The following is a 24,047-nucleotide window of genomic DNA, read 5'->3' on the forward strand; positions in this document are numbered from 1 at the left end:
CCGAATGAGTGCGAGTTCGGGAACAATAATGGCAGACAGAACCCAGCTGAGAGTAGCCGACAACAACGATATCGGCGAGGATGATCCGTTCGCGGAACTGACCAGGATCATGGGATTCGACCCACGCCAGCCGGTCAAGCCGGCCGAGCCGAAAGCCGCTGTCACCGATGGGGCTGCGCGAGAGGGCGATTTCGACATCGATCTCGAGAAGGAACTGATGGGCGAGTTCGACGCTGTCGATAGCGTTGCTGCTCCAGTTGTCGAGGCTCGTGAGCCGGCATTCGAGCCGATGGCCGTCGATGTGGCGGACGACGATCTTGCGCTGTCGCTCGATGACGATTTCCACCTGGACATGGCTGAAGTCGATGACCAGGCGGTCGCCGCAAGCGATGCGAACCCTGGCGCCTCGGAAGCTGTGCTGTCCGTCGAGCCTGCCTTTGACGCCGATTTCGACAGTGCCGTCGCCAGTTCTCTCGAAGACGTTTCGCCCTTCGACGACGATCTGCCAATGGAGGACGAGCTTGCCGCCTCCCTCGACCAGGATTTCCATATCGAGGACGAGGCAGCCGAGACCCGGTATGCCGTTGAATCGCCGGTTGCCGAAGTGCCGGTGGCCGTCGAGCCGGCCTCCAATCATGAATTCGACGATGCGGTCGCGATCTCGCTCGAAGACGAGCTGATGCTCGACGACCATCCGGCGGATCAGCGCCAAGAGGCTGCTGTCGAATATCCAGAACCTGTACTGGCCACCGCGAGTGAGACCCAGGCGATCTCCGAAGAGGATTTCGTGGGTCACTTCGACGACGCCATGGCAGATATCGACGTGGATTTTGACGTTCAGGCGGATGAGCCAAAGGCTTTTGACGACACGCAAGCACACCAGTTGCTTGCCGATGCCGTCGACACCACGGACGAGATTCCAGGTGTTGAAGCCATTTCGGACGACGCTTTCGACCTGAATTTGGACGAGGCGTTTGCCCAGCCTGGCGAAGAGCCCGTCGCTGAAATCGCCGCGGCTCCGGCGCAGTCGGCAGCGCCCGTGGCAACCATTGCGCCGCCAGTGCAAGCCCCCATCGCGGACGAACGAAGCCTCGAAGACGAGTTGAACGCGCTTCTTGGCGCCATGACTGCGCGCACGCCGCCATCGGCCAAGGAGCCGGTCATGGCTCAGCCTGTCGTGAACCAGCCGGCCGCGGTACCCGTTCAGCCGCCTCTCGGCGCGACAGCAAAGGTCGCGGAGGAACCCGCCGATCTTGTTGGTGATCTCGACTGGGATCTCGATGAAGCAGTATCCGAGGATGTGCATCACGCCGGATCCGCCCAGGCCGCCGGCGCCAGCCTCGACGACCTGTTGCTCGATGAACTTCATGACCAGGATTTCGGTTCGGATGGCGCTGAACAGGGCGATGTCGATCTCGACAATGATGCCTTGGACGCCGCCCTGGCCAAAAGCATCGATTCGCATGACGAAACAGCGTCCCAGCGGGATCAGGCCTCGCATGACGAAACAGCGTCCCGGCGGGATCAGGCCGATTCGCTCGATTGGCTGGCGGATCGCTCCGCACAGTCGGAGCCTGCCCGTTCTTGGAGCCGCGTGACACCGGTCCCCCAACAGCCGGCATTTGCCGCGCAGCCTGTCGCCTCGACGGCGGCCAGGACGGCAGCGCCGGAAGTGGCTGCGGTCCCCTCTTACCGTTCGGCCGAGCCGGTTGCAGCTGCTCCCTATATGGCTCCGGTGTCGGCACCGCAGGCGCCGCAATCCTCGAGCTATGAAGAGATGCCCGATGTCGAGACGGTCGATGTGCCGGAGCGTGTCGTGGCGCTGGCTGACGATCTCGATATTCCAGAGTTGCATTTCGAGGAAGATCAGCCGGCAGCGTCCGGTTATGACGATCTCGACGCCGAATTCGCCAGCCTTCTGACTGAGATGAATTCCGTGGAGGTCGCGCCTGCCGACGCCAGCGCCGCCGCTTATGCCGACGAATCCTACAATGCCGGGTACAATCCGGGATATGACAAGGTCAATCCGGGATATGGCGCAGCCAATCCGGGATATGACGCAGTCAATCCGGGATATGACAGGGTCAATCCGGGCTATGACAGCGTCAATCCCAGATATGGCGCGGCCAATCCGGGATATGGCGCGGCCAATCCGGGATCCGAAGAGCCCAGGCAAGCCTATCAGCCGGAAGCGCGGACCTATGCGGCACGGCCGGCGGAAATGGCTGCCCGCGCGTCGGCGGCTTCGGCCTATGCCGATGCCGCCGAAGGCTTCGATCTCGACAATCTGCCCGGCAGCCAGCCGGTCTCGCAGGCGGACGATTTTACCGTCGATGAACTCGACTACGATCCCGGACTGGACGAAGCGATGTCGGTTCCGGGCCTCGGTGAGCGGGAAGCCGCCAGGTCGTCGGGCCGGCGCGGCCTGTTCATTGCCGCGATTGTTGGTGCGGTGGCGGTCGCTGGCGGTCTTGGCGCCTTCGCGCTGTCCTTGGGCGGCAAGGGCGGCAGCGAAGCTCCGGTGATCGTCAAGGCCGACAATTCGCCGATCAAGATCAAGCCGGAAAATCCGGGCGGCGCCGTGGTGCCGAACCAGGACAACAAGGTCTATGACGCGGTGGTCAAGGGTGCGAAGCCCGCCGAGCCGGTCCAGCAGAAGCTTGTCACCAACGTCGAGGAACCGGTGAACGTGCAGGCGAAGGACGCGGCCCGCGCCGTCGATCTTTCTCCCGACCAGAACGCTGCCGCCGGCACGGATGGCGGCGGCGACGTTTCGACCGCTGGCGCGGCCCCGGCCGACAACGCGGCGCCCGCGCCGAAGTCGGAGGATCGCATCGCGCAGGTCCTGCAGGACGCCGACAAGGGCACCAACAATAATGTTGTTGCCGTTGCCCCGCGCAAGGTCAGGACCATGGTGGTCAAATCCGACGGCTCACTGGTGGCGCGCGAGGACCCGGCACCGGCGGCACCTCAGGTGGCCGCGGCGGAGCCGACCGATCCGGCGCCACAGCATGTGGCGCCTGCCGGTCAGGCCGAGGCCGACCAGACTGGCACCGACCAGACTGGCACTAACCAGACTGGCACCGACCAGACCGGCACCGTGGCGCCCGCCGCCGCGCAGGCCGACGATGCGCCGGCCCTGAAGCCCGCCGCCAAGCCTGCCAAGGCTGAAGCCAAGGCACAGTCGGCCAACACGCCAGCCAAGGTTGCGATCGCGCCGCAGCGTCCGTCCGACCAGCCGGTCGACGTGGTCGGCGAGGTCAAGCCCGATCAGGTCGCTTCCATCGATCCGGCCTCGACCGCGACTGGCAGCGGTTCGTGGTCGATACAGATCGCTTCGCAGCCGACGGTGGACAGCGCCCAGTCGACCTACCAGGATCTGCAGCGCCGCTATGGCAGCGTGCTTTCCGGACGCACGGCCAACATCGTCAAGGCCGAGATTGCCGGCAAGGGCACGTTCTACCGCGTCCGCGTTCCGGCCCAGTCGCGCAACGATGCCATCAATTTGTGCACCAGCTACAAGGCTGCGGGCGGCAACTGCTTCGTCTCGCGCTAGACGTCGATCCATCTCTCAAAGCCGGCGCGGCCCAAGGCCACGCCGGCTTTTTCATATAGCGATATTCATATGCCTGACTTTTTCATGTGGAAGCATGTCTTGCAGTCCGCCGCATGCGGTCAGGCATGATTCCCTTTGATCGCGCGAAGCCCTAGACTCCTGAAATGACCGAATCAAAATCCATGATCCTCGGCTGTGCCGGGAAATCGCTCACCCGCGAAGAAATCAATTTCTATCGCAACGAATGCCCGTGGGCCTTCATCCTGTTTGCCCGCAATATCGGCGAGGCCGAGCAGATCCGCGATCTGGTCGCCGAAATGCGCGACTGTATCGGACGCCCCGACGCTCTGGTGTTCATCGACCAGGAGGGCGGCAGGGTACAACGCCTGCGGCCGCCGCTGGCCCCGAACTATCCGGCCGGTGGCGCGCTTGGGGCGCTGTGGCGCGATGACCACGACGCCGGTGCCCGCGCCGCCTGGCTGATGGCACGGCTGCATGCATTCGACCTGCTGCGCTACGGCATATCGGCGGATTGCCTGCCGGTGCTCGACGTGCCGATCGAAGGGGCCAGCGATGTCATCGGCGCGCGCGCCTATGGCAAGGATCCGCGCCCGGTCATCGAACTCGGCCGCGCCGCGGCCGAGGGCCTGATGTCGGGTGGCGTGCTGCCCGTGATGAAGCATATTCCGGGGCACGGCCGGGCCTTTGCCGACACGCATTTCGAACTGCCTGTCGTCAACGCCTCGCTCAGCGATCTGCAGCGGCACGACTTTGCTCCGTTCCGCGAGCTCAACCATCTGCCGATGGCAATGACCGCGCATGTCGTCTACAGCGCGATCGACCCCAAGAACCCGGCGACGACTTCCGGCAAGGTCATCGACGAGATCATTCGACGCGAGATCGGCTTCGATGGACTGCTGATGAGCGACGACACGTCGATGAAGGCACTTTCTGGGGATTTCCCGACAAAGGCGGCCTCGATCCTTGCGGCGGGCTGCGATCTGGTCCTTCACTGCAACGGTGTTTTTGAGGAGATGGCGGGCATCGCATCACGCACCACGGGGCTTGAAGGCAAGTCGCTGGAGCGCGCCAAGCGGGCGATGACCTATATAAGCAAGCGCGACGCGGCCGAAGAAACCGAGATCCGTGCCGAATTCGCCACCTATTTCGACGCGGTGGCCTAGCAAGAGGACGTGACAGGCAGTGGCGGAAGCATTGGAAAGCAAGGCCGCGAAGGCTGCACCGATGGACCGTCTGTGGGCCGAGAACGATGAGTCACGGTTGACGGGCGACCCGGCGCTGGTCGTCGACGTGGCCGGCTTCGAAGGCCCGCTGGATCTTCTCTTGCATCTTGCCCGTACCCAGAAGGTCGACCTGGCGCGCATTTCGATCCTGGCGCTGGTCGAGCAATATTTGACCTTTGTCGAGACGGCCAGGGCGCTGCGGCTCGAACTTGCCGCCGACTATCTGGTGATGGCGGCGTGGCTGGCCTTCCTCAAATCGAAGCTCCTGATCCCCAAGCAGCCGGGAGAAGAGGGCGAAAGCGGCGAGGAACTGGCGGCGGTGCTGCAATTCCGGCTGAAGCGGCTCGAAGCCATGCGCGACGCGTCGGCGCGGCTGGTCAACCGCAACCGGCTCGGCCGCGACGTGTTCGCGCGCGGCATGCCGGAAATGGTCATCATCGAGAAGCGCAACACTTATTCGGCTTCGCTCTACGATCTCTTGACCGCCTATGCCCAGCAGCGGCAGAAGCAGGCGATCACCAATGTGACGATCGCCAGGCGCGGCGTCTGGTCACTCAAGGATGCTCGCGACATCCTGACCCGGCTGATCGGCTCGTTGCGCGACTGGACGACGCTCGACAGCTTCCTCATCCAATATCTGACCAGCCCGCAAGAGCGGCGCACCGCGATCGCCAGTTCGTTCGCGGCCACACTGGAACTGGTGCGCGAGCGCAAGATGGATATGCGGCAGGACGAGGTGTTCGCACCGATCTATCTGCGCGACCACCGCGCACAGACAATCAAGGCAGTCGAGGTGGCATCATGAGCGAACGCGCCAACGCTTCGGTTATTCCTTTCAAGATGGACGATGAGCCGGAAGAGGGTGAGATCGACCAGGCTTCGGTACAGAATCCGGCCGAGCGGCTGCATATGGCGGAAGCCGTGCGCATGGCCGAAGCTATCGTGTTCGCCAGTGCCGAGCCCGTCAGCGAAAAGCAGCTCGCCGCACGGCTTCCCGATGGCATCAACGTCGCCCTCGCCATGACAGAGCTGCAGCAGATCTACGCCCGGCGCGGCGTCAATCTGGTGCGGGTGGGCGACGCCTGGGCGTTCCGCACCGCCGGCGACCTGGCCTTCCTGATGAGCCGCGATACGGTGCAGCAGCGAAAACTGTCGCGGGCGGCGCTCGAGGTGCTGGCGATCATTGCCTATCACCAGCCGGTGACGCGCGCCGAGATCGAGGACATCAGGGGCGTCGAGACCTCGAAGGGGACGCTTGATACGCTGCTCGAGACGGAATGGGTGCGCATGCGCGGCCGGCGCAAAACGCCCGGCCGTCCCGTCACCTATGGCACCACCGAAACCTTCCTCGACCATTTCGCGCTCGAGGAGATCCGCGATCTTCCGGGTATGGAGGAACTGAAGGGCGCCGGTCTGCTCTCAGGCCGCATGCCATCGAACTTCTCCATACCGCAGCCGCCCGCCGATCCCGACGTGCTGACCGAGGACGAGGATCCGTTGACCGACATCGATCTCGAGGAGCTCGGTCTGCTGACGCCGCGCGTCACGGAAGATTGACCACGAGCGCCTATCAAAAGCCGCTTTACGCCTTTACATGCGCCGTTTGGTAGCGGGCCGCTTCGCTGAAAATGCGTGACATCCGACACCCTTTCATAAACTCTGTCGCGGTTGTGTTTGAATCCCAACGCGAAAACGCATAGATCATCGCCAGGGAAACCATTCGAGAGAGATTTGCTATGGGTTCATTTTCGATTTGGCACTGGATGATCGTGCTGGTCATCGTGCTTCTGGTGTTCGGCCGCGGCAAGATCCCCGAGCTGATGGGCGACATGGCCAAGGGCATCAAGAGCTTCAAGAAGGGCATGGCCGACGACGACGTCGCCGACGACAAGCGCACCGTCGAACACCGTGCCGATGAGACCGTTTCGGCCGCGAAGGAAAAGGCCAGCAAGAGCTGAGCCAAAGAGTTCTAGTCGGAACAGATTGCCATGTTTGAAGTCGGCTGGACCGAAATGCTGGTGATCGCGATCGTCATGATCGTGGTCGTCGGGCCAAAGGATTTGCCCAACATGCTGCGCACCTTTGGCCGCACGGCGGCGAAGCTGCGCGCCATGGCGGGCGACTTCCAGAAGCAGTTCAACGAGGCGTTGAAGGAAGCCGAGCTCGACGACGTCAAGAAGTCGGTCGACGAGCTCAGGGGCCTGAGCCCGGTCGCCGAGATCAAGAAGCAGCTCAATCCGTTCGAGCAGGCGGCGGCCGATGTGCGCGCCGGCGTCGACGCCGCGATGAAGCCGAAACCAGCCGCCGATCCGTCGGCGCCCGCCGCTTCGACGCCACAGGCGGCCGAGCCGTTGAAGAACGGTGCAACGACCATGCCTGGCGTGAACGGGCCTGAAGCCACGACACCAGCCCCGATTTTTCGGGCGATGACCGATGAATCGGCGGTGGCGGCATCCACGGAATCTGCCGTTGCGCCGAAGGCAGCTAAGAAAACCGCGAAGACGGCACCGGCTGCGAAGGCGCCGTCCAAGGCCTCGACGTCCGCGAAGGCGGTGACGGCAAAAGCCGCACCCGCGCCGACGGCAAAAGCCGTACCCGCGCCCAAGGCGCCGACGAAGGCCACGACAGCGGCAACGCCTGCAGCCGCGGCCGTGACGAAGCCTGCCGGCGCCAAGTCGACCGCCGCCAAGGTTGGGACGAAAGCCGAACCGAAGCCTGCTCCGGCGAAGAAGCAGGCGACCAAAAAGACGGCTGGAGCCGCCAAGTGAGCGTTTCGGACAAGGAAAAGGACGAGATCGAAAAATCGTCGGCGCCGCTGATGGAGCACCTGATCGAGTTGCGCAGGCGGTTGATCTGGTCGCTCGGTGGCTTCTTCGTAGCCTTCCTGGTCTGCTTCTTCTTCGCCAAGCGGCTGTTCAACATTTTGGTCGTCCCCTTCAAATGGGCGACGAAATGGGCGGGGCTCGACCCGCACAAGGTCGAGCTGATCTACACCGCGCCGCAAGAGTTCTTCTTCACCCAGGTCAAGCTCGCCATGTTCGGCGGCATGGTCATCGCCTTTCCGTTGATCGCCACGCAGATCTACAAATTCATCGCGCCCGGCCTCTACAAGAACGAGCGCAATGCCTTCCTGCCGTTCCTGATCGCATCGCCCATCCTGTTCCTGATGGGCGCCTCGCTGGTCTATTTCTTCTTCACGCCGATGGTGATGTGGTTCTTCCTCGCCATGCAGCAGGTCGGCACGGACGACCAGGTACAGATTTCCCTGCTGCCGAAAGTGTCGGAATATCTCAGCCTCATCATGACGCTGATCTTCTCCTTCGGTCTGGTGTTCCAGCTGCCGGTGGTGACCAGCCTGATGACGCGTGTCGGCATGCTGTCGTCCAAGGCGCTGGCGGAAAAGCGCAAATGGGCGATCGTCATCGCCTTCATCGTGGCCGCGGTGCTGACACCTCCAGATCCGATGAGCCAGATCGGTCTGGCCCTTCCGACCATCCTTCTCTACGAGGTCTCCATCTGGGCCGCGCGATGGATCGAGCGCGATCAGGAAAAACAGCGGCTTGCCCGCGAGAAGCAGGAAGCCGGCGACACCGTGGCGGACAAGGCCCCGGACGAGCCGCCAGCGCCAGCTGCTTCGTAGGACAACGGGGGCTGCGACAGCAGCGGAAAACAGCAATCAGCCCATCTTGCATCGATCAAGGATGCGGTTTACCCCCTCTGACTGAAACGCATCGCCATAAAGGCGGTGCGTTTCAGTTTTTGTTTTGAGCATGTCGTTGTCCCAAAACCGCTGCGCACTTTTGGGCGACATGCTACCCGAGGAGCGTTCAAACCATGCTTGACATCAAATGGATTCGCGACAACCCGAAGGCCCTTGTCGAGGCGCTCATCAAGCGCTCGTGGCCGTCGGCTGAGGCGCAGTCCACGGTCGATGATCTGATCTCCCGGGATGAGGCGCGGCGCGAGCATGTCACCGAACTGCAGACCAAGCAGGAGCGCCGCAACGCCGCCTCGAAGGAGATCGGCAACGCCATGCGTTCGGGCGATGCCGCCCTTGCCGAAAAACTGAAAACCGAAGTCGGTGAGATCAAGACCTTCATCCAGAACGGCGAGGCGCGCGAGCGCGAGCTCGACAAGGCCCTGAACGAAGCGCTGGCGGTGCTGCCCAATGTGCCGCTCGACGACGTGCCGGTCGGCAAGGACGAGCATGACAATGTCGTCAGGCATATCGTTGGCAGGGCGCCGACGCGGCCGAACTGGGTGAAGGAGCATTTCGAGATCGGCGAAGCGCTCGGCATGATGGATTTCGAGCGCGCGGCAAAGCTGTCGGGCTCGCGCTTCACCGTGCTCAAGAGCGGCCTGGCGCGGATGGAACGCGCGATCGGCCAATTCATGCTCGACCTGCACACGACCGAGCACGGCTATGAGGAGATCATCCCGCCTTTGATGGTGAAGGACGACGTTCTGTTCGGCACCAACCAGTTGCCGAAATTCGAGGAGGATCTGTTCTTCACGCCACACGGGGAGGGCAGGCTTGGCCTGATCCCAACCGCCGAAGTGCCACTCACCAATCTCGTGCGCGAGGAGATCACCGCGCATGAGAAACTGCCGCTGCGCTACACCGCGCTTACGCCTTGCTTCCGTTCGGAGGCAGGCTCGGCCGGCCGTGACACGCGCGGCATGCTGCGCCAGCATCAGTTCTACAAGGTCGAGCTCGTGTCGATCACCGACCAGGAGTCTTCGCTGGCCGAGCATGAGCGGATGACACAATGCGCCGAGGAAGTCTTGAAGCGGCTCGGCCTGCCATTCCGCACCATGGTGCTGTGCACCGGCGATATGGGCTTTGGCGCGCGCAAGACGTATGACATCGAGGTCTGGCTGCCCGGCCAGAATTCCTATCGCGAAATCTCGTCCTGCTCGGTCTGCGGCGATTTCCAGGCGCGCCGCATGGACGCCCGCTACAAGGACAAGGACGGCAAGGGCAACCGCTTCGTCCATACGCTCAACGGTTCGGGCACCGCTGTCGGCCGCGCCCTTATTGCTGTCATCGAAAACTACCAGAATGAGGATGGCAGCGTAACCATTCCTGAAGTGCTGCGGCCTTACATGGGCGGCCTGGAAAAGATCGAATCGAAATAATGCGCATTCTTCTGACCAATGACGACGGCATTCATGCCGAGGGCCTGGCGTCGCTCGAGCGCGTCGCCCGCACACTGTCCGACGATGTTTGGGTGGTGGCGCCGGAGCAGGACCAGTCGGGTTATGCCCATTCGCTCTCGATCTCGGAGCCGCTGCGGTTGCGAAAAATCAGCGAGAAGCATTTTGCCGTGCGCGGCACGCCGACCGATTGCGTCATCATGGGCGTCAGGAAGATCCTGCCCGGCGCCCCCGACCTGATCCTGTCCGGCATCAATTCGGGCGCCAACATCGCCGATGACGTGACCTATTCGGGCACCGTCGCCGGTGCCATGGAAGGCGCGCTGCTCGGCATCAGGTCGATCGCGCTCAGCCAGGGCTACAGCTATGTCGGCGAGGATCGCGTCGTCCCTTACGAGACGACCGAAGCACTGGCGCCGGCGCTGCTGAAGAAGCTCGTCGCGGCGCCGCTGCCCGACGGCGTGCTGCTCAACGTCAATTTCCCCAACTGCCTTCCCGAGGAGGTGGCCGGCACTGTTGTCACCACGCAGGGCAAGCTGGTCCACAGCCTGTGGGTCGACGAGCGCCGCGACGGCCGTGGCCTGCCTTATTACTGGCTGCGCTTCGGCCGCGAGCCGGTCGAAGGCAAGCAGGGAACCGATCTCTTTGCCCTGCGCAACCGGCTGGTGTCGGTGACGCCGTTGCAGCTTGACCTCACCGCGCATGAGATCCGTGACCAATTGAGCAAGGCGCTTGCATGAACCAAGGCTTTCCAATCGACGATCGCGAAGGATTTGCCGCTTTCCTGCTGCGCCTGCGCGGCAGGGGCACGGTGCCGAAGGCGCTGATCGCGGCTTTCGAGGCGACACCCCGGCGCGGCTTCCTGGCGGCGCAGTTCCACCCGATCGCCTGGTCGGATCGCATGCTGCCGATCGAATGCGGCGAGGCGATCGAAGGGGCTGACATGCAGGCGGCGGTGATCGCCGCACTCGCTATCGAAACGGGAAACCGCGTGCTCGAGATCGGCACCGGTTCCGGCTACACTTCGGCTGTCATATCGCGGCTGGCGGCGCGCGTCGTGACCGTCGATCGCTACAAGACGCTGGTCGAGCAAGCCCGGCAGCGATTCGAGGCGCTCGGCATCGGCAATGCCATCGTGCGCCAGGCCGATGGTTCCAACGGATTGCCCAATGAGGGGCCGTTTGACCGCATCGTGGCCTGGGCCGCGTTCGACAGCCTGCCGCGCTTCCTGCTCGACCAATTGTCGAGCGGCGGCATCGTCATCGCACCGATCGGGCCGGAGGAGGGCGAGCAGGTGCTGGCCAAGCTCACCAAGGTCGGCAGCCGTTTCGAACGCGAGGATATCGGTATGGTGCGGCTGCAACCAATTCTGCGCAGCCTGGCAGCGGTTATCTAGTTTCAGGCCGGCTGCCAGATCTCTTTCGGGCCCGCTATCGGCATCGCCGACCATCCTCAAATGTTTTAAGAAAATTTTCGTCGGATTCTAATGGGTTAACCGCCCAGTAACATTAACGCGCTTTAATCCTGTCCAGTTGGTGCAGCGTTTGTGCGGGTTAGTGCGATGCAACTCAGTGTTTTGAAGGCAAATAGTCGCAATCTGGCGCGGGGCTGCGCTGTTCTCATGATTGCGGGCGCGGCGGCCGGGTGCAGTTCCCAGGCTTCGCGGTTCAACAGTGTCGATGACGTCTTCACCTCCTCGACAAACAATCAGCGCGCCATCATCAACAAGCAGGATGCGGTGCAGCCCTATCCGGGCGATGTGTCGGCGGCTCCGCTCGACGGCAGCCATACGCAGTCGGTCAGTCGCTCCAGTCTCGAACCGGTTTCCAGCCGGCCATTGCCGCCGCCGGCTTCCGCGCAGGCGCAGCCGGCTCCAGCGCTCGCGCCCGCCGCCAATCCGGTGCGTGTCGCATCGGCGCCGGCCCTGGTTCGGCCCACTCCTCATGTCGACAGGACGACGACCGGTGCTGTTGCGCCGGCCGCCAAGCCTTTCAAGAATGCCCAGCCCGACGAGCCGAAGATGGCCCAGGCAGGCACACCGCACGCGACAGAAATCGTCGTCAGGGACGGCGAGACCATTTCCGGCCTGGCGGCGCATTACAAGGTGCCGGCCGATGTCATCATGAAGGTGAACGGCTTGAGCCCGACCAAGGGGCTGAAGACCGGCCAGAAGATCGTCATCCCGGCCTATGGCTATTCAAGCAAGGGCGAGCCGAAGGTTGCCGACGCAAAGCCGGCGAAAGACGGCAAGCACGATCTGCCGGCCACCGCGCCGGACAAGGTCGCCGTGCTGCCGCAGCAGCCGAAGCTCAAGGAGGGTAAGTCCGCGGCTCAGGTCGACGCGTCGGCCGCCGCAAGCCAGCCCAAGGAGCCCAAGCCGGCGCAGCTGGCCAAGGCAACCGGCGCCGCGGGCACCTATACGGTCCAGTCGGGAGACACGATGTCCTCGATTGCCAGGAAGACCGGCGTCGGCGTCGTCGCGCTGAAGCAGGCCAATGGCATGAAGGATGGCCTGCTCAAGATCGGCCAGACCCTCAAGGTGCCGGCGGGCGGAACAGCGACAGTGGCCAGCGCGAAGCCGGCCAAGGTCGATCCGGTGACCACGGCAACCACGCAAGCTCCGGCAAAGACCACGCCGTCGGAAACGCTGGCATCCTACACGCCGCCGAAGAAGGACGCGAAGGTCATCCAGCAGGCCGAGGACGACGACGCGGTGGCGCCGGGTGCCACTGGGATCGGCAAGATGCGCTGGCCGGTTCGCGGCCGGGTGATTTCCGGTTTCGGATCCGGCAAGGACGGCGTCGACATCGCCGTGCCAGCAGGAACGCCGGTCAAGGCGGCCGAGAACGGCGTCGTCATCTATGCCGGCGACGGGCTGAAGGAATTCGGCAACACGGTGCTGGTGCGTCACGAGAATGGTCTGGTCACCGTCTATGGCCATGCCAGCTCGATCGAGGTGCAGCGCGGCCAGAAGGTCAAGCGCGGCCAGGAAATCGCACTCTCGGGTATGAGCGGCACGACGGACTCGCCGAAGCTGCACTTCGAAGTGCGCAAGAACTCGGCTCCAGTCGATCCGTCAGGCTATCTCGAATAGAATAAAAAAAGCGATTTGCGGGCCGTCTGACCTCCAGTCCGGCCCGCCGGCTCAGGCCCGCCCCGAAAGGAGCGGGCTTTTTCAGTTTTGTCGGATGCCTGCTTCTCAAGGCTCAAAGATGATCGCGTAGCGTGTCGGCGATCATGACCTCAAGGCTGCTGGCCTTGATACCGAGAAGCATCTCGGCGTCGGAAGAATCGACCAGCAAGGGGTTCTCGAAAAGATAGCTCATCTCGATGAGTTCATGCATGCCCAATGCCTCCATCTCGGCAGTGGAATAGGATCGGATTTCCCAAACCTCTCGTCGAAGCATCGCAGCGGTTTTTTGGATGAGCTCCCTGGGTGATGCGTATTGCGAGGGGACGTGAAACGCGCGCCCCCATTCGCCCGCGTAACGGGAGGCCGCGACAAGCGTCCTGGCGACGTCCTTGGTGAAGGTCCACGCATGCGTCGCATCGAGGTCGCCAATGAAAGCGGTGGGCTTTCCCTCGATGATGGAGGGCAGAGCGACCAGCGAGAAGTAGCTGATGGCGCCATGCCCGAGATAGTCGCTCGACCGCACTTCGATCGCCGGTACGTCGGCACGGACCGCCCGCTGCCACATGATCGTCCTCGCGGTTCCTTTCTTCGAAGTCGGGTCCAGGGGCAGGTCGGAGCGAAGCGGGTTATCGGCATTTTCCCCATAGCCATACAGGTTTCCCAGCACGATGAGCTTCGCGCCGACCGCTTCCGCCGCGCGCACGGTGCCGTCGATGATGGGGAAAAAATCGGTCGGCCACCTGTGATAGGTGGCCATGGCGCACATGAAGATGGCATCGGCGCCTTGGCAGACACGCGCGAGTTCCGACGCATCGGTGGCGTCGGCCTGTACGACCCGTACATTCCGCAATGCGTTCGAACCGCCACTCCGGCTGGTGAGGACGACATCATGTCCTTCCTCGCCAAGAAGGCGAGCGGTTTCGCGACCGACCGGGCCGGCTCCGACAACAACATAGAAACTCATGGCATAACCTCTCGTCCAAGTTTGATGGAGAGGCGTGAGTACAGGTCCAAGGCATTGAAAATCGCGCGGGAATTGCCAAATCTTGAACAGGTTTTGCCACGAATCGAGAGAGCATGCGTTCGCAATACGCTCCGGCCCAAGTCGCGTCCGACATAACAATAGCCTCCCGGCATATCGAAGCCGGCGTCCACCGCCTGCCCCGGGCGCCACACCATCGCATCATGGTGCATGCCAGCGCGGCGACGCGCTCCTACTGCAATCAGGTCGGACGATATTTCGTCAGGCGCGCCGGCGATATTGACCTGGTGCCGGCCGGTCAGGAGGGCGGCTTCGAGGCCGAAACCTCGTTCGACTCGATCGAGATCGCGTTGCAGCCAGCCTTGATGGAAAGGGTGGCGGCGGAGCTTGGCGGCAAGGCACGAGCGTTGCGGCTCGACACGCGTCACCTGCTTCGTGACCAGCGCATCGAACATCTCGCTCGAGCGCTCGAGAGTGAGCTGAACGCAAATTCGCCGAGCGATCCTTTGTTTGCCGATAGTATTGGCGCCGCACTGGCGGTGAGGCTGCTTGGCCTCGGTGAACCTGATATCGATCGAACGAACCGCTTGTCGAATGCCCAGCTCCAGCGCGTGCTGGAACACATCGAGGCGGCTCTCCACGAGCCGCTTTCGATCCATCAACTAAGCCGTGTTGCCGGCGCGAGCAGCTCGCATTTGCGGATATGGTTCAAGGTGGCGACGGGCGTCACCCTGCACCGCTATGTGTTGCGACGTCGCGTCGAACGCGCACGTGTTCTGCTGCAGCGAGGCGACCTCAGCACAAGCGAAGTGGCTGAAATGACAGGCTTCGCGCACCAGTCACATCTGGCGCACTGGATGCGCCGCGAGATCGGCCAAACGCCGCGCGACCTGCGACGGGCGCAGCCGCCCAAATGACGTTGGCGTTTGATCGCGTTGGCGACGCGATCAAACGCCTCAATCCTTCAATGGCCTTCCGAGACGGCCGGCAAGATCCTGCGTGAACTGCCAGGCGACACGGCCCGAGCGGCTGCCGCGCGTCGTCGCCCATTCCAGCGCCTCTGCCCTTAGCTGCTCGGGATCGACGTCAAGGCCATGATGGCTGGCATAGCCGTTGATCATATCGAGATATTCGTCTTGCGAACATTTGTGGAAGCCGAGCCACAGGCCGAAACGATCGGACAGCGAGACCTTTTCCTCGACCGCTTCGGACGGGTTGATGGCGGTCGAGCGCTCATTGTCGATCATGTCGCGCGGCAACAGGTGGCGGCGGTTCGAGGTGGCGTAGAAGATGACGTTGGCCGGGCGGCCTTCGACGCCGCCTTCGAGCGCTGCCTTCAGCGACTTGTAGGACGTGTCGTCATGATCGAAGGAGAGGTCGTCGCAAAACAGGATGACACGGAAGGGAGCCGTCTTCAGCAGACTCATCAGCTTGGGCAGCGTATCGATATCCTCGCGGTGGATTTCGATCAGCTTCAGCGGCAGGCCGGAGTGGGTCTTGGCATTGATTTGCGCATGCACGGCCTTGACCAGCGACGATTTGCCCATGCCGCGCGCGCCCCACAACAGGACGTTGTTGGCAGCGAAGCCTGCGGCGAAGCGCTCGGTGTTGTCGACGAGGATGTCGCGGACCCGGTCGACGCCGCGGATCAGACCAATGTCGACGCGGTTTACCTTGCCCACGGGCTCCAGATAACCGGGATCGGCCTGCCAGACGAAGCAATCGGCCACGTTGAGGTCGGTTTCAGGCACCGGCGGCGGAGCGAGGCGGCTGACGGCCTCGATCAGGCGGTCCAGTTTCCGGTTCAGGGCGTCGATGCTGGTATCGGTCATATCAGGTCTTTTTGCTTTGGTTCTTGCGATGGCAGGCGGACCCGGTTCGATTCCGGCGGTTTCGAAACCGGTTGCAACCATTTGTTCGAACGTGATCTTTTGCGAAAACCGGGTCTCGGTTTTCGTGATCCTGCTCTAACACGGCTAAACAGGCCGGAAAAGCAGCGGATTTGCCCGGCCGCGCAGTTGCATTGGCAACTTTACCGACTATATTCCGGCCAAATTTCGCTGGGCCGCCAAATCTCGCCTACCTGTTTGGCGGCTGCTTTTCAAAATTCAGGAGTACCTCGATGTTCGTGACACCGGCATACGCCCAAGGCATCGGCGGCGCCTCTCCCGATATGTTCATCAGCATTTTGCCGTTTGTCCTGATTTTCGTGATCATGTATTTTCTGATCATCCGCCCGCAGCGCACGCAGCTGAAGAAGCGCGGCGAGATGCTGGCGGCGGTTCGCCGCGGCGACACCGTCGTCACCGGCGGCGGTTTCGTCGGCAAGGTAACGAAGGTGATCGACGACAACGAGCTCGAGATCGATCTTGGCGGCGGCACCAAGGTGACGGCGCTGCGCTCGACGATCGCCGACGTGCGCGTCAAGGGCGAACCGGTCGCTAACCAGAACGCCAAGAAATAACCAAATTCCAGGCGGAGCGATCCGCGGACACGCTCTGACGGACGACGCCATATGCTTTATTTTTCGCGCTTCAAGATGATCCTGATCTGGCTGGCCGTGGCCGCCACAGTGATCCTCGCCGCGCCCAATCTGTTCCCCGCCAGCACGCTGGCCCAACTCCCCAGTTGGGTGCCGAAGCGGCAGATGACGCTCGGCCTCGATCTGCAGGGCGGTTCGCACATCCTGCTGGAGATGAATCAGAACGATCTGATCAAGGATCGGCTCGAGACGACGCGCGATGAAATCCGCACACGGCTGCGCGATGCCAAGATCGGCTATACCGGCTTGGGCGGCACGGGACGCACCTTGCAGGTCCGCATCACCGATCCTGCCCAACTCGATGCCGCCAAGAAGGCGTTGAAGACCCTGACCGATCCTGTGGCTGCCGGCCTCTTCACCGGCGGTTCCATCCAGGAAATGTCGCTCGACGATTCCGAGCCGGGCCTACTCAAGTTCACCGTCACCGATGCCGGCATCAAATACCGCACTTCGACCGCTTTGGCGCAGTCGATCGAAGTGGTCGAGCGCCGCGTCAACGAACTCGGCACGACCGAGCCTATCGTGCAGCGGCAAGGCGACGACCGGATCCTCGTCCAGGTGCCTGGCTTGCAGGATCCGCAGCGGCTGAAGGAAATCCTCGGCCAGACCGCGAAGCTGACATTCCAGATGGTCGACCAGTCGATGCCGGTGCAGGACGCGCTCAAGGGGCGCCCGCCGGCCGGTTCTTCCGTGCTCTACTCGCAGGACGATCCGCCGGTTCCCTACCTGATCGAGAACCGCGTTATCGTATCGGGTGAAAACCTCGTCGACGCACAGGCGACATACAATTCACAGAACAACGAGCCGGTGGTTTCGTTCCGCTTCGATTCGAAGGGCGCCGCACGCTTCGGCCAGGCCACCGCGCAAAACGTAGGCAAGCTGTTCGCCATCATCCTCGACAACCAGGTGATCTCGGCGCCGCAGATCCGCGAGCCGATCCTCGGCGGCACGGGTCAGATCTCCGGTAATTTCACCGCCCAGAGCGCCAATGATCTGGCCGTGCTTTTGCGCGCCGGTGCTTTGCCGGCGACGCTGACCGTCATCGAGGAACGCACCGTGGGTCCGGGCCTGGGCCAGGATTCGATCCATGCGGGCAAGGTCGCCGGCATCATAGGTTCGATCCTCGTCGTCGCTTTCATGTTCGTCGCCTACGGTTTCCTCGGCTTCCTCGCCAACATCGCGCTGGCGGTGCACGTGGCTATGATCGTCGGGCTGCTGTCGCTGCTCGGCGCGACACTGACCCTGCCGGGTATTGCCGGTATCGTGCTGACCATCGGTATGGCGGTGGATTCCAACGTGTTGATCTACGAGCGTATCCGCGAGGAGCGACGCGCCGGTCGCTCGGTAATCCAGGCGATCGACACCGGCTTCTCGAAGGCGCTGGCGACCATCGTCGATTCCAACGTCACGTCGCTGATCGCCACCGTGGTGCTGTTCTATCTCGGAACCGGACCGGTGAAGGGCTTTGCCATCACCTATGCCATCGGCATCCTGACCACGGTCTTCACCGCTTTCACCTTCACCCGCCTGCTGGTCTCGATCTGGCTGCGGCGTGCCCGTCCGAAGGAATTGCCGAAAGCACCGGTGACCTTCGTTCCACCGGGCACGAAAATTCCGTTCATGGGTATCCGCCGGTGGACGTTCGCGCTGTCGAGCACATTGTCGATACTGTCCGTGGTGCTGTTCATGAGTGTCGGCATCAATTACGGCATCGATTTCAAGGGTGGCTCGCTGATCGAGGTACAATCCAAGTCGGGCACTGCCGATCTCGCCGACATCCGCGGCAGATTGACGGAACTGAACATCGGCGAAGTGCAGGTGCAGCAGTTCGGTGCACCCAACGACGTGTTGATCCGCGTCGGCACGCAAGACGCGGGTGAAAATGCCGAGCAGACCGTGATCGACAAGGTGCGCGGCGAGCTGCAGGACCAGTATAATTTCCGCCGCGTCGAAGTGGTTGGCCCGACGGTTTCGGGCGAACTGGCCAAGCAAGGAACGATAGCCATGATCGTCGCGTTGGTCGGCATCCTGGTCTATGTCTGGTTCCGTTTCGAATGGCAGTTCGCGGTCGGCGCCATTGTCGCGACCGTGCACGATGTGGTCATGACGCTCGGTTTCTTCGTCATCAGCGGGCTCGAATTCAACCAATCGTCACTTGCGGCGATCCTGACCATCATCGGGTATTCGCTGAACGACACGATCGTCGTCTATGACCGCGTCCGCGAGGATCTGCGAAAATACAAGCGAATGCCGCTGCCGCAACTGTTGAACAACGCCATCAACGAGACGTTGTCGAGAACGACGCTGACGTCCGTGACGACCAGCTTGGCGCTGCTGGCGCTGGTGCTGTTCGGCGGCGAAGTGATCCGCTCCTTCACGCTGGCGATGCTGTTCGGCGTCGTGTTCGGCACGTATTCGTCGATCTTCATCGCGGCGCCGCTGCTGATCCTGTTCAAGCTGCGGCCGCAGGCTTCAGCCGATGAGGAAAAGCCGGTCAACGGTGGCAAGGCGGTCGCGACCTGACGCGCGGCCCCGAAGGGGTGACAGAGTGGTGACCGGCAAAGGCATCGTCATCCGCGAGGCGCATTTCCCCGGCCGCGCGCCGATCGAGGCTTATGGCAATGGCGGCTTCCGCTTTGCCGACATGTCGCATCGCGGCTCGCTCCTATGTCTGCCGTCCGGCATCCACGGCTGGGAGCCGGCAAATCCCCTGGCGCTGACGGTCGCGGATTTCGACCGGCTTCTGGCCGAGGCCGACAAGGTCGAGATCCTGCTGGTGGGCATGGGCAGGGATCTGCGGCCGTTGCCGGCGGCACTGCGGGGGGCATTGAAGGATGCAGGCATAGCCTTCGACCCGATGTCGACCGGGGCAGCAGTGCGGACCTACAACGTCCTTCTGGCGGAAAACCGCGCGGTGGCTGCCGCGCTCATTGCCGTCGACTGATATGTCGCAGAATGCCAAAATCGTCATGGAGGCGGTGCGCGCCGCCGACCATGACCGGTATCTCACCGCCCTCTACGCGCCTGCCGACAAGCGCGACGTGCTGTTTTCGCTTTACGCTTTCAATGCCGAGATCGCCGGCATCCGTGACCGCATCCATGAGGCGTTGCCCGGCGAGGTGCGGCTGCAGTGGTGGCGCGATGTCATTGACGCCGGCGGCGAGGCGGGCGCTGGCCATCCCGTTGCCGAAGCCTTGAACGACACCATTGCGGCATTCAAGCTGCCGAAACAGGCCTTCGAGAACATGCTCGAGGCACGTATCTTCGATCTCTACGATGACCCGATGCCATCGCGCACCGATCTGGAGGGCTATTGCGGCGAGACGGCGGCCGCGCTCATTCAACTCGCGGCGATGGTACTCGATTCCGCCGAGGCGCCAGGATTTGCCGAACTGGCGGGCAGGGCGGGCTGCGCCCAGGCAATAACGGGGCTCTTGCTTCTGCTGCCGCTGCACCGCAGGCGCGGGCAGTGTTTTATCCCGGCTGACATCCTGGCGGCGGCGGGCTCGTCGCCGGAAGAATTTGTTGCCGGTGACGGCGGGCCTGGCGCCCAGCGTGCGGTGGCCGCGATGATCGCGCTGGCGCGCGAACATCTTTCGGCCTTCGAGCGGGGTGCCGCCGCGCTGCCGGGGGCATTGCGTCCGGCATTCCTGCCGCTGGCGCTGTCACGCGCTTATCTCGACAAGATGGAAGGCTCGCGCCACGCACCGCTCAGCGGCGTGGCACGGCTGTCGGCATTGCGCCGGCATTGGTTGCTGCTGCGTCGTGCAGGCAAGGGCTGGCCGACACTTTGACGTAAACGTCAATCGTGTTAAGGAGTCCGCCTGCCGAGAACTGTCGCCGAAGACGACAGGCTGGCCAGGAGGAAACCCATGAGCTTGCCCGTGCTGGTCGCGATCGTCGTGCTAGGCATTGCGCTGTCGGTTGCCGCCGTGCATTTCACCGGCGGCAGCAAGGAAGCAACGCTGGCTGGCGCGGACCAGGTGTTGAGCCGTTTCGCGGAAGATTTTCCGGACGAGATGGCCGTCACAGTCTGCCTAGCGACAGACGCCAAGACGGCGTTTCTGGATATCGGGCGAGGGCGCATCGGCATCGTTCATGGCATCGGCGACTGTTTCTTGACGCGTATCGTCACCGCTAGGGACGTCGCGGTGTCCGAACCTGACGAGACGAACACAATTCTGATGCGGCTGACGGACTTCACCTGGAAGGGCGGCCGCTTCCGCTTCGCCAATACCGCCGACGCGCGGGCCTTGCTGAACGCCCTCGAGCCGCGAGACACGAGTTCCGCCAGGGAGGCCGCGTGATGGACAGCTACGATTTTCCGCAGGTCACCCAACTGGCCATTCCGTTTTTCGTCGCCGCGATCCTGATCGAGCTATGGCTGGTGCGCACCGGTCGCGCGAAGGGCTCGTTCGAGACGCGCGACACCTTGACCAGCTTGATGATGGGCACCGGCAATGTCGTTGCCGGGCTGCTGCTTGGCGTCGTCTCCTACTGGGCGCTGCTCTGGCTCTGGCAGTTCCGTATCTTCAATCTCGGCCTGTCGGTCTGGGTGTTCTTGGCCGCCTTCCTGCTCGATGACCTACGCTACTACGTCTATCACCGTATTGCGCACCGGGTGCGCTGGGTGTGGGCGGAGCACGTCAATCACCATTCCAGCCAGCACTACAATTTGTCGACGGCGCTCAGGCAGAGCTGGACCGGGCTGTTCACCTTCATGTTCGTGCTGCAGGCGCCGCTGGTGCTGCTCGGCTTTCACCCGGCGGTGATTGCCTTCACCTTCGGCTTCAACCTGGTCTGGCAGTTCTGGATCCACACCGAGACGATCGGCAAGATGTGGGGCTGGTTCGAATTCATCTTCAACACGCCCTCGCACCACCGCGTCCATCACGCCACCAACGCGCGCTATCTCGACGCCAACTATGCCGGCACGCTGATCATCTGGGACCGCATGTTCGGCACCTTCGTAGAAGAATTGGAGGAAGACAGGCCGCGCTACGGGATCGTCAAGAACCTGGGCACTTTCAATCCGCTGAAAGTTGCATTTCACGAATGGATCGGCATGTTCAGGGACGCCTTCGCACCCGATCTGACGCCGCGCGAGCGCCTGAACTACCTTATCAAGCCGCCAGGCTGGAGCCATGACGGCTCGCGCGATACGTCGGAGAGCTTGAAAGCGGCGTATGTTCGGAGAAATCCGGGCGAGGCGGGCAAGCCGGGATTGCCGCCGGCGAGCGTCGAGCCGGCGGAATAGTTCTGCTACGATAGCTCACTCGACCCGCCATCACGCATCAGCGCTTCATAGTCGCGACCGCCATAGAAGATTTTGACGATACGCACGAGGTCGTTGTCGATTGCGTAGGCGATGACGGCCGAGTGTTCGAACGGCACGGTTCGCAGCCCCGGCGCTATCCCGTCGCGGGACCGCCCGCCGCGAGGCGCATTGCCGATGCTCTGGCAGCGAAGCTTGATCCGGTCGAATCCAGATCAGCGAGCGCCTCTTGGCTAAGAATGATGGCGAGACGCTGGATCATCGCTCTCTCTCGCCAGCTCCGAGATTCGCTTCTTTACTCTCTCGACCGCTTCGTCCAGCGGGACGCCTGGCCTCGTGTCTTCGATCGAAGCTTTCACGCGCGCCCGGATCGAGGCCATGCGCTCGGCATGTTCTTCTTCTTCTCGCTGGAAGGCGCGAAGAGCGGCACGGATGACCTCGCTCGCTGAGCCGAAGGAGCCATCCTCGACCTTTTCTCGGATCATACGTGCCATGGCGGGCGTGACGGTGATGGATAATTTCTCGGCGGATTCCATGGAGCGGTTCCTGAGACGCAAAGTAGGATACTATACTACTTTGCACTCCGATCCAAACGGATGCGGCAATCCGCTATTCCGCGGCCTCAGCCGTTAGTCCAGGCAAACCCAGCCATTGCCGGCAATCGGCCCGCGCACGCGACGTGATGGCATGCCTCTTGGCTACGGTCTTGTCCTTGCCGCGCAGGCGCTTGCCTTCGACTTTCTGCGCTTCAACCGGCGGGAACAGGCCGAAATTGACGTTCATCGGCTGGAACGAACGCTTCCCCGGCTCATCGTCGGAGACGATATGGCCGCCGGTGATGTGGTTGAGCAGGGCGCCGAAGGCCGTGGTGAGCGGCGGCAGCGATGGTGCATGGCCAAGTCGCTCGGCGGCGGCGAAGCGGCCGGCGAGCAGGCCGATCGCGGCGCTCTCGACATAGCCTTCGCAGCCGGTGATCTGGCCGGCGAAGCGCAGGCCGGGGCGCGATTTCAGCTGCAGCGACCCGTCGAGCAAGGTCGGAGAATTGATATAGGTGTTGCGGTGCAGGCCACCGAGCCGGGCGAAGTCGGCGTTTTCCAGGCCCGGAATGGTGCGGAACACGCGCACCTGCTCGGCGTGCTTCAATTTGGTCTGGAAACCGACCATGTTGTAGAGGGTGCCCAGCGCATTGTCCTGGCGCAGCTGGACGACCGCATAGGCCTTCACCGTCGGGTTGTGCGCATTGGTCAGGCCCATCGGCTTCATCGGTCCGTAGCGCAGCGTCTCGACGCCGCGTTCGGCCATGATCTCGATCGGCAGGCAACCGTCGAAATAGGGCGTGCCTTCCCACTGCTTGAATTCGGTCTTCTGGCCGTCGACCAGCGCCTGCACGAAGGCGAGGTACTGATCCTTGTCCATCGGACAGTTGATATAGTCCTTGCCGGTGCCACCCGGTCCGACCTTGTCGTAGCGCGACTGGAACCAGCAGGTGTCCATGTCGATCGTGTCGAAATGGACGATCGGCGCGATGGCGTCGAAGAAGGCCAGCGCGTCGGCGCCGGTCGCCTCGGCGATCGATTGGGCAAGCGATGGTGCGGTCAGCGGCCCGGTGGCGATGATCGCCTGGTCCCACTCCGCCGGCGGTAGGCCGGGAATTTCCTCGCGCTCGATGGTGATCAGCGGATGTGCTTCGAGCTTTTTCGTCACTGCGTCGGAAAAACCGTCGCGGTCGACTGCCAGCGCGCCGCCGGCCGGCACCTGGTTGGCGTCGCCGGCGCTCATGATCAGTGAGCCCGCGAGCCGCATTTCGGCATGCAAAAGGCCGACGGCGTTGTTTTCGGCGTCGTCGGAGCGGAAGGAGTTCGAACAGACGAGTTCGGCCAGGCCATCGGTCTTGTGGGCGTCGGTGCCGCGGACCGGGCGCATTTCATGCAGGATGACGGGCACGCCGGCCTCAGCCGCCTGCCATGCCGCTTCGGAACCGGCGAGGCCGCCGCCGATGATATGGATTGGATTTTTGCTCATGGCGCCGGAATAATCGCTTGCCACGGTGATTGCAATTGTCGCGCGCGCGAAACGCCTGGTCGGGAAAGCCTGCCCCTGAAAACAACAACACCCGCCGGGGGAGGAGGTCCGGCGGGTGTCGTTTTTGGGGTAGACC

22 protein-coding genes and 1 pseudogene are annotated in these 24,047 nt (G+C 62.9%); 18 read left to right on the plus strand and 5 right to left on the minus strand.

Going from position 1 to position 24,047, the window contains the following annotated elements; translation table 11 throughout:
* Positions 1–28: 28 nt before the first annotated feature.
* The 11 genes from O7B34_RS10970 (at position 29) to O7B34_RS11020 (ending at position 13,051) form a co-directional block, all read left to right on the plus strand.
* Entirely contained in the window at positions 29–3,556 is a 3,528-nt protein-coding gene (locus O7B34_RS10970) for an SPOR domain-containing protein (protein WP_337146100.1), read from the plus strand.
* Positions 3,557–3,720: 164 nt separating this feature from the next.
* Positions 3,721–4,740: a beta-N-acetylhexosaminidase gene (nagZ, locus tag O7B34_RS10975; RefSeq protein WP_337146101.1), complete on the plus strand. Its 1,020-nt coding sequence runs from the start codon at positions 3,721–3,723 to the stop codon at positions 4,738–4,740.
* A gap of 61 nt (positions 4,741–4,801) precedes the next feature.
* A complete protein-coding gene (locus tag O7B34_RS10980) occupies positions 4,802–5,605 on the plus strand; it encodes a segregation and condensation protein A (protein WP_140508733.1) in 804 nt (267 codons plus the stop codon).
* On the plus strand, positions 5,602–6,357 hold the full coding sequence (gene scpB / locus O7B34_RS10985) for an SMC-Scp complex subunit ScpB (RefSeq protein WP_027146798.1): 756 nt from the start codon (positions 5,602–5,604) through the stop codon (positions 6,355–6,357). The genes O7B34_RS10980 and scpB overlap by 4 nt, the downstream gene beginning before the upstream one ends.
* Positions 6,358–6,536: 179 nt before the next feature.
* Positions 6,537–6,758: a twin-arginine translocase TatA/TatE family subunit gene (locus tag O7B34_RS10990; RefSeq protein ID WP_015317533.1), complete on the plus strand. Its 222-nt coding sequence runs from the start codon at positions 6,537–6,539 to the stop codon at positions 6,756–6,758.
* Positions 6,759–6,788: 30 nt separating this feature from the next.
* Positions 6,789–7,568, plus strand: coding sequence for a Sec-independent protein translocase protein TatB (tatB, locus tag O7B34_RS10995; RefSeq protein ID WP_337146102.1), 780 nt, complete (start codon positions 6,789–6,791; stop codon positions 7,566–7,568).
* Positions 7,565–8,440: a twin-arginine translocase subunit TatC gene (gene tatC, locus O7B34_RS11000; protein WP_337146103.1), complete on the plus strand. Its 876-nt coding sequence runs from the start codon at positions 7,565–7,567 to the stop codon at positions 8,438–8,440. The genes tatB and tatC overlap by 4 nt, the downstream gene beginning before the upstream one ends.
* A gap of 194 nt (positions 8,441–8,634) precedes the next feature.
* On the plus strand, positions 8,635–9,939 hold the full coding sequence (gene serS / locus O7B34_RS11005) for a serine--tRNA ligase (protein ID WP_337146104.1): 1,305 nt from the start codon (positions 8,635–8,637) through the stop codon (positions 9,937–9,939).
* Positions 9,939–10,697 (plus strand): 5'/3'-nucleotidase SurE, encoded by a 759-nt coding sequence (gene surE / locus O7B34_RS11010; protein WP_027146802.1) that lies wholly within the window; start codon positions 9,939–9,941, stop codon positions 10,695–10,697. The genes serS and surE overlap by 1 nt, the downstream gene beginning before the upstream one ends.
* On the plus strand, positions 10,694–11,353 hold the full coding sequence (locus tag O7B34_RS11015; protein ID WP_337141874.1) for a protein-L-isoaspartate(D-aspartate) O-methyltransferase: 660 nt from the start codon (positions 10,694–10,696) through the stop codon (positions 11,351–11,353). Before surE ends, O7B34_RS11015 begins: the two co-directional genes overlap by 4 nt.
* A gap of 165 nt (positions 11,354–11,518) precedes the next feature.
* The gene (locus O7B34_RS11020; RefSeq protein WP_337146105.1) at positions 11,519–13,051 is read left to right on the plus strand and encodes a peptidoglycan DD-metalloendopeptidase family protein; all 1,533 of its coding nucleotides are present in this window, start codon (positions 11,519–11,521) and stop codon (positions 13,049–13,051) included.
* A 112-nt stretch (positions 13,052–13,163) separates the two neighbouring features.
* Here O7B34_RS11020 and O7B34_RS11025 read toward each other — a convergent pair whose 3' ends face one another.
* Positions 13,164–14,054 (minus strand): NAD-dependent epimerase/dehydratase family protein, encoded by an 891-nt coding sequence (locus O7B34_RS11025; protein WP_337146106.1) that lies wholly within the window; start codon positions 14,052–14,054, stop codon positions 13,164–13,166.
* A 113-nt stretch (positions 14,055–14,167) separates the two neighbouring features.
* On the opposite strand from O7B34_RS11025, the gene O7B34_RS11030 reads away from it, so the two are divergent.
* Positions 14,168–14,989 carry an AraC family transcriptional regulator gene (locus O7B34_RS11030; protein ID WP_337146107.1) on the plus strand — a complete coding sequence of 274 codons (822 nt, stop codon included), beginning with the start codon at positions 14,168–14,170 and terminating at the stop codon, positions 14,987–14,989.
* 39 nt (positions 14,990–15,028) lie between these two features.
* Here the strand turns inward: O7B34_RS11030 and O7B34_RS11035 are convergent, their stop codons facing one another.
* The gene (locus O7B34_RS11035; protein ID WP_337146108.1) at positions 15,029–15,904 is read right to left on the minus strand and encodes an ATP-binding protein; all 876 of its coding nucleotides are present in this window, start codon (positions 15,902–15,904) and stop codon (positions 15,029–15,031) included.
* 290 nt (positions 15,905–16,194) lie between these two features.
* On the opposite strand from O7B34_RS11035, the gene yajC reads away from it, so the two are divergent.
* From yajC to O7B34_RS11065, 6 genes are all read left to right on the plus strand, one after another.
* Positions 16,195–16,536: a preprotein translocase subunit YajC gene (yajC, locus tag O7B34_RS11040; RefSeq protein ID WP_010909882.1), complete on the plus strand. Its 342-nt coding sequence runs from the start codon at positions 16,195–16,197 to the stop codon at positions 16,534–16,536.
* 51 nt (positions 16,537–16,587) lie between these two features.
* Complete coding sequence (secDF, locus tag O7B34_RS11045; RefSeq protein ID WP_337141879.1) at positions 16,588–19,137, plus strand: protein translocase subunit SecDF; 2,550 nt, start codon at positions 16,588–16,590, stop codon at positions 19,135–19,137.
* Positions 19,138–19,162: 25 nt separating this feature from the next.
* Positions 19,163–19,558 carry an Mth938-like domain-containing protein gene (locus O7B34_RS11050; RefSeq protein WP_337141880.1) on the plus strand — a complete coding sequence of 132 codons (396 nt, stop codon included), beginning with the start codon at positions 19,163–19,165 and terminating at the stop codon, positions 19,556–19,558.
* 1 nt (position 19,559) lies between these two features.
* Positions 19,560–20,408: a phytoene/squalene synthase family protein gene (locus O7B34_RS11055; RefSeq protein WP_337146109.1), complete on the plus strand. Its 849-nt coding sequence runs from the start codon at positions 19,560–19,562 to the stop codon at positions 20,406–20,408.
* A 78-nt stretch (positions 20,409–20,486) separates the two neighbouring features.
* Positions 20,487–20,921, plus strand: coding sequence for a hypothetical protein (locus O7B34_RS11060; RefSeq protein WP_337146110.1), 435 nt, complete (start codon positions 20,487–20,489; stop codon positions 20,919–20,921).
* Entirely contained in the window at positions 20,921–21,871 is a 951-nt protein-coding gene (locus O7B34_RS11065) for a sterol desaturase family protein (protein WP_337146111.1), read from the plus strand. Before O7B34_RS11060 ends, O7B34_RS11065 begins: the two co-directional genes overlap by 1 nt.
* Positions 21,872–21,876: 5 nt before the next feature.
* Here O7B34_RS11065 and O7B34_RS11070 read toward each other — a convergent pair.
* The 3 genes and pseudogenes from O7B34_RS11070 to trmFO all read right to left on the minus strand — a co-directional run bounded on the left by O7B34_RS11070 (position 21,877) and on the right by trmFO (position 23,911).
* Positions 21,877–22,151 (minus strand): annotated as a pseudogene (locus O7B34_RS11070) (type II toxin-antitoxin system RelE/ParE family toxin).
* A complete protein-coding gene (locus O7B34_RS11075) occupies positions 22,123–22,425 on the minus strand; it encodes a type II toxin-antitoxin system ParD family antitoxin (RefSeq protein WP_337146112.1) in 303 nt (100 codons plus the stop codon). The pseudogene O7B34_RS11070 and the gene O7B34_RS11075 overlap by 29 nt, the downstream one beginning before the upstream one ends.
* Positions 22,426–22,498: 73 nt before the next feature.
* Positions 22,499–23,911: a methylenetetrahydrofolate--tRNA-(uracil(54)-C(5))-methyltransferase (FADH(2)-oxidizing) TrmFO gene (gene trmFO, locus O7B34_RS11080; protein ID WP_337146113.1), complete on the minus strand. Its 1,413-nt coding sequence runs from the start codon at positions 23,909–23,911 to the stop codon at positions 22,499–22,501.
* Between the last annotated feature and the right edge of the window lie 136 nt (positions 23,912–24,047).

It is taken from the genome of Mesorhizobium sp. Cs1299R1N3 (assembly GCF_037179625.1).
Classification (GTDB): domain Bacteria; phylum Pseudomonadota; class Alphaproteobacteria; order Rhizobiales; family Rhizobiaceae; genus Mesorhizobium; species Mesorhizobium salmacidum.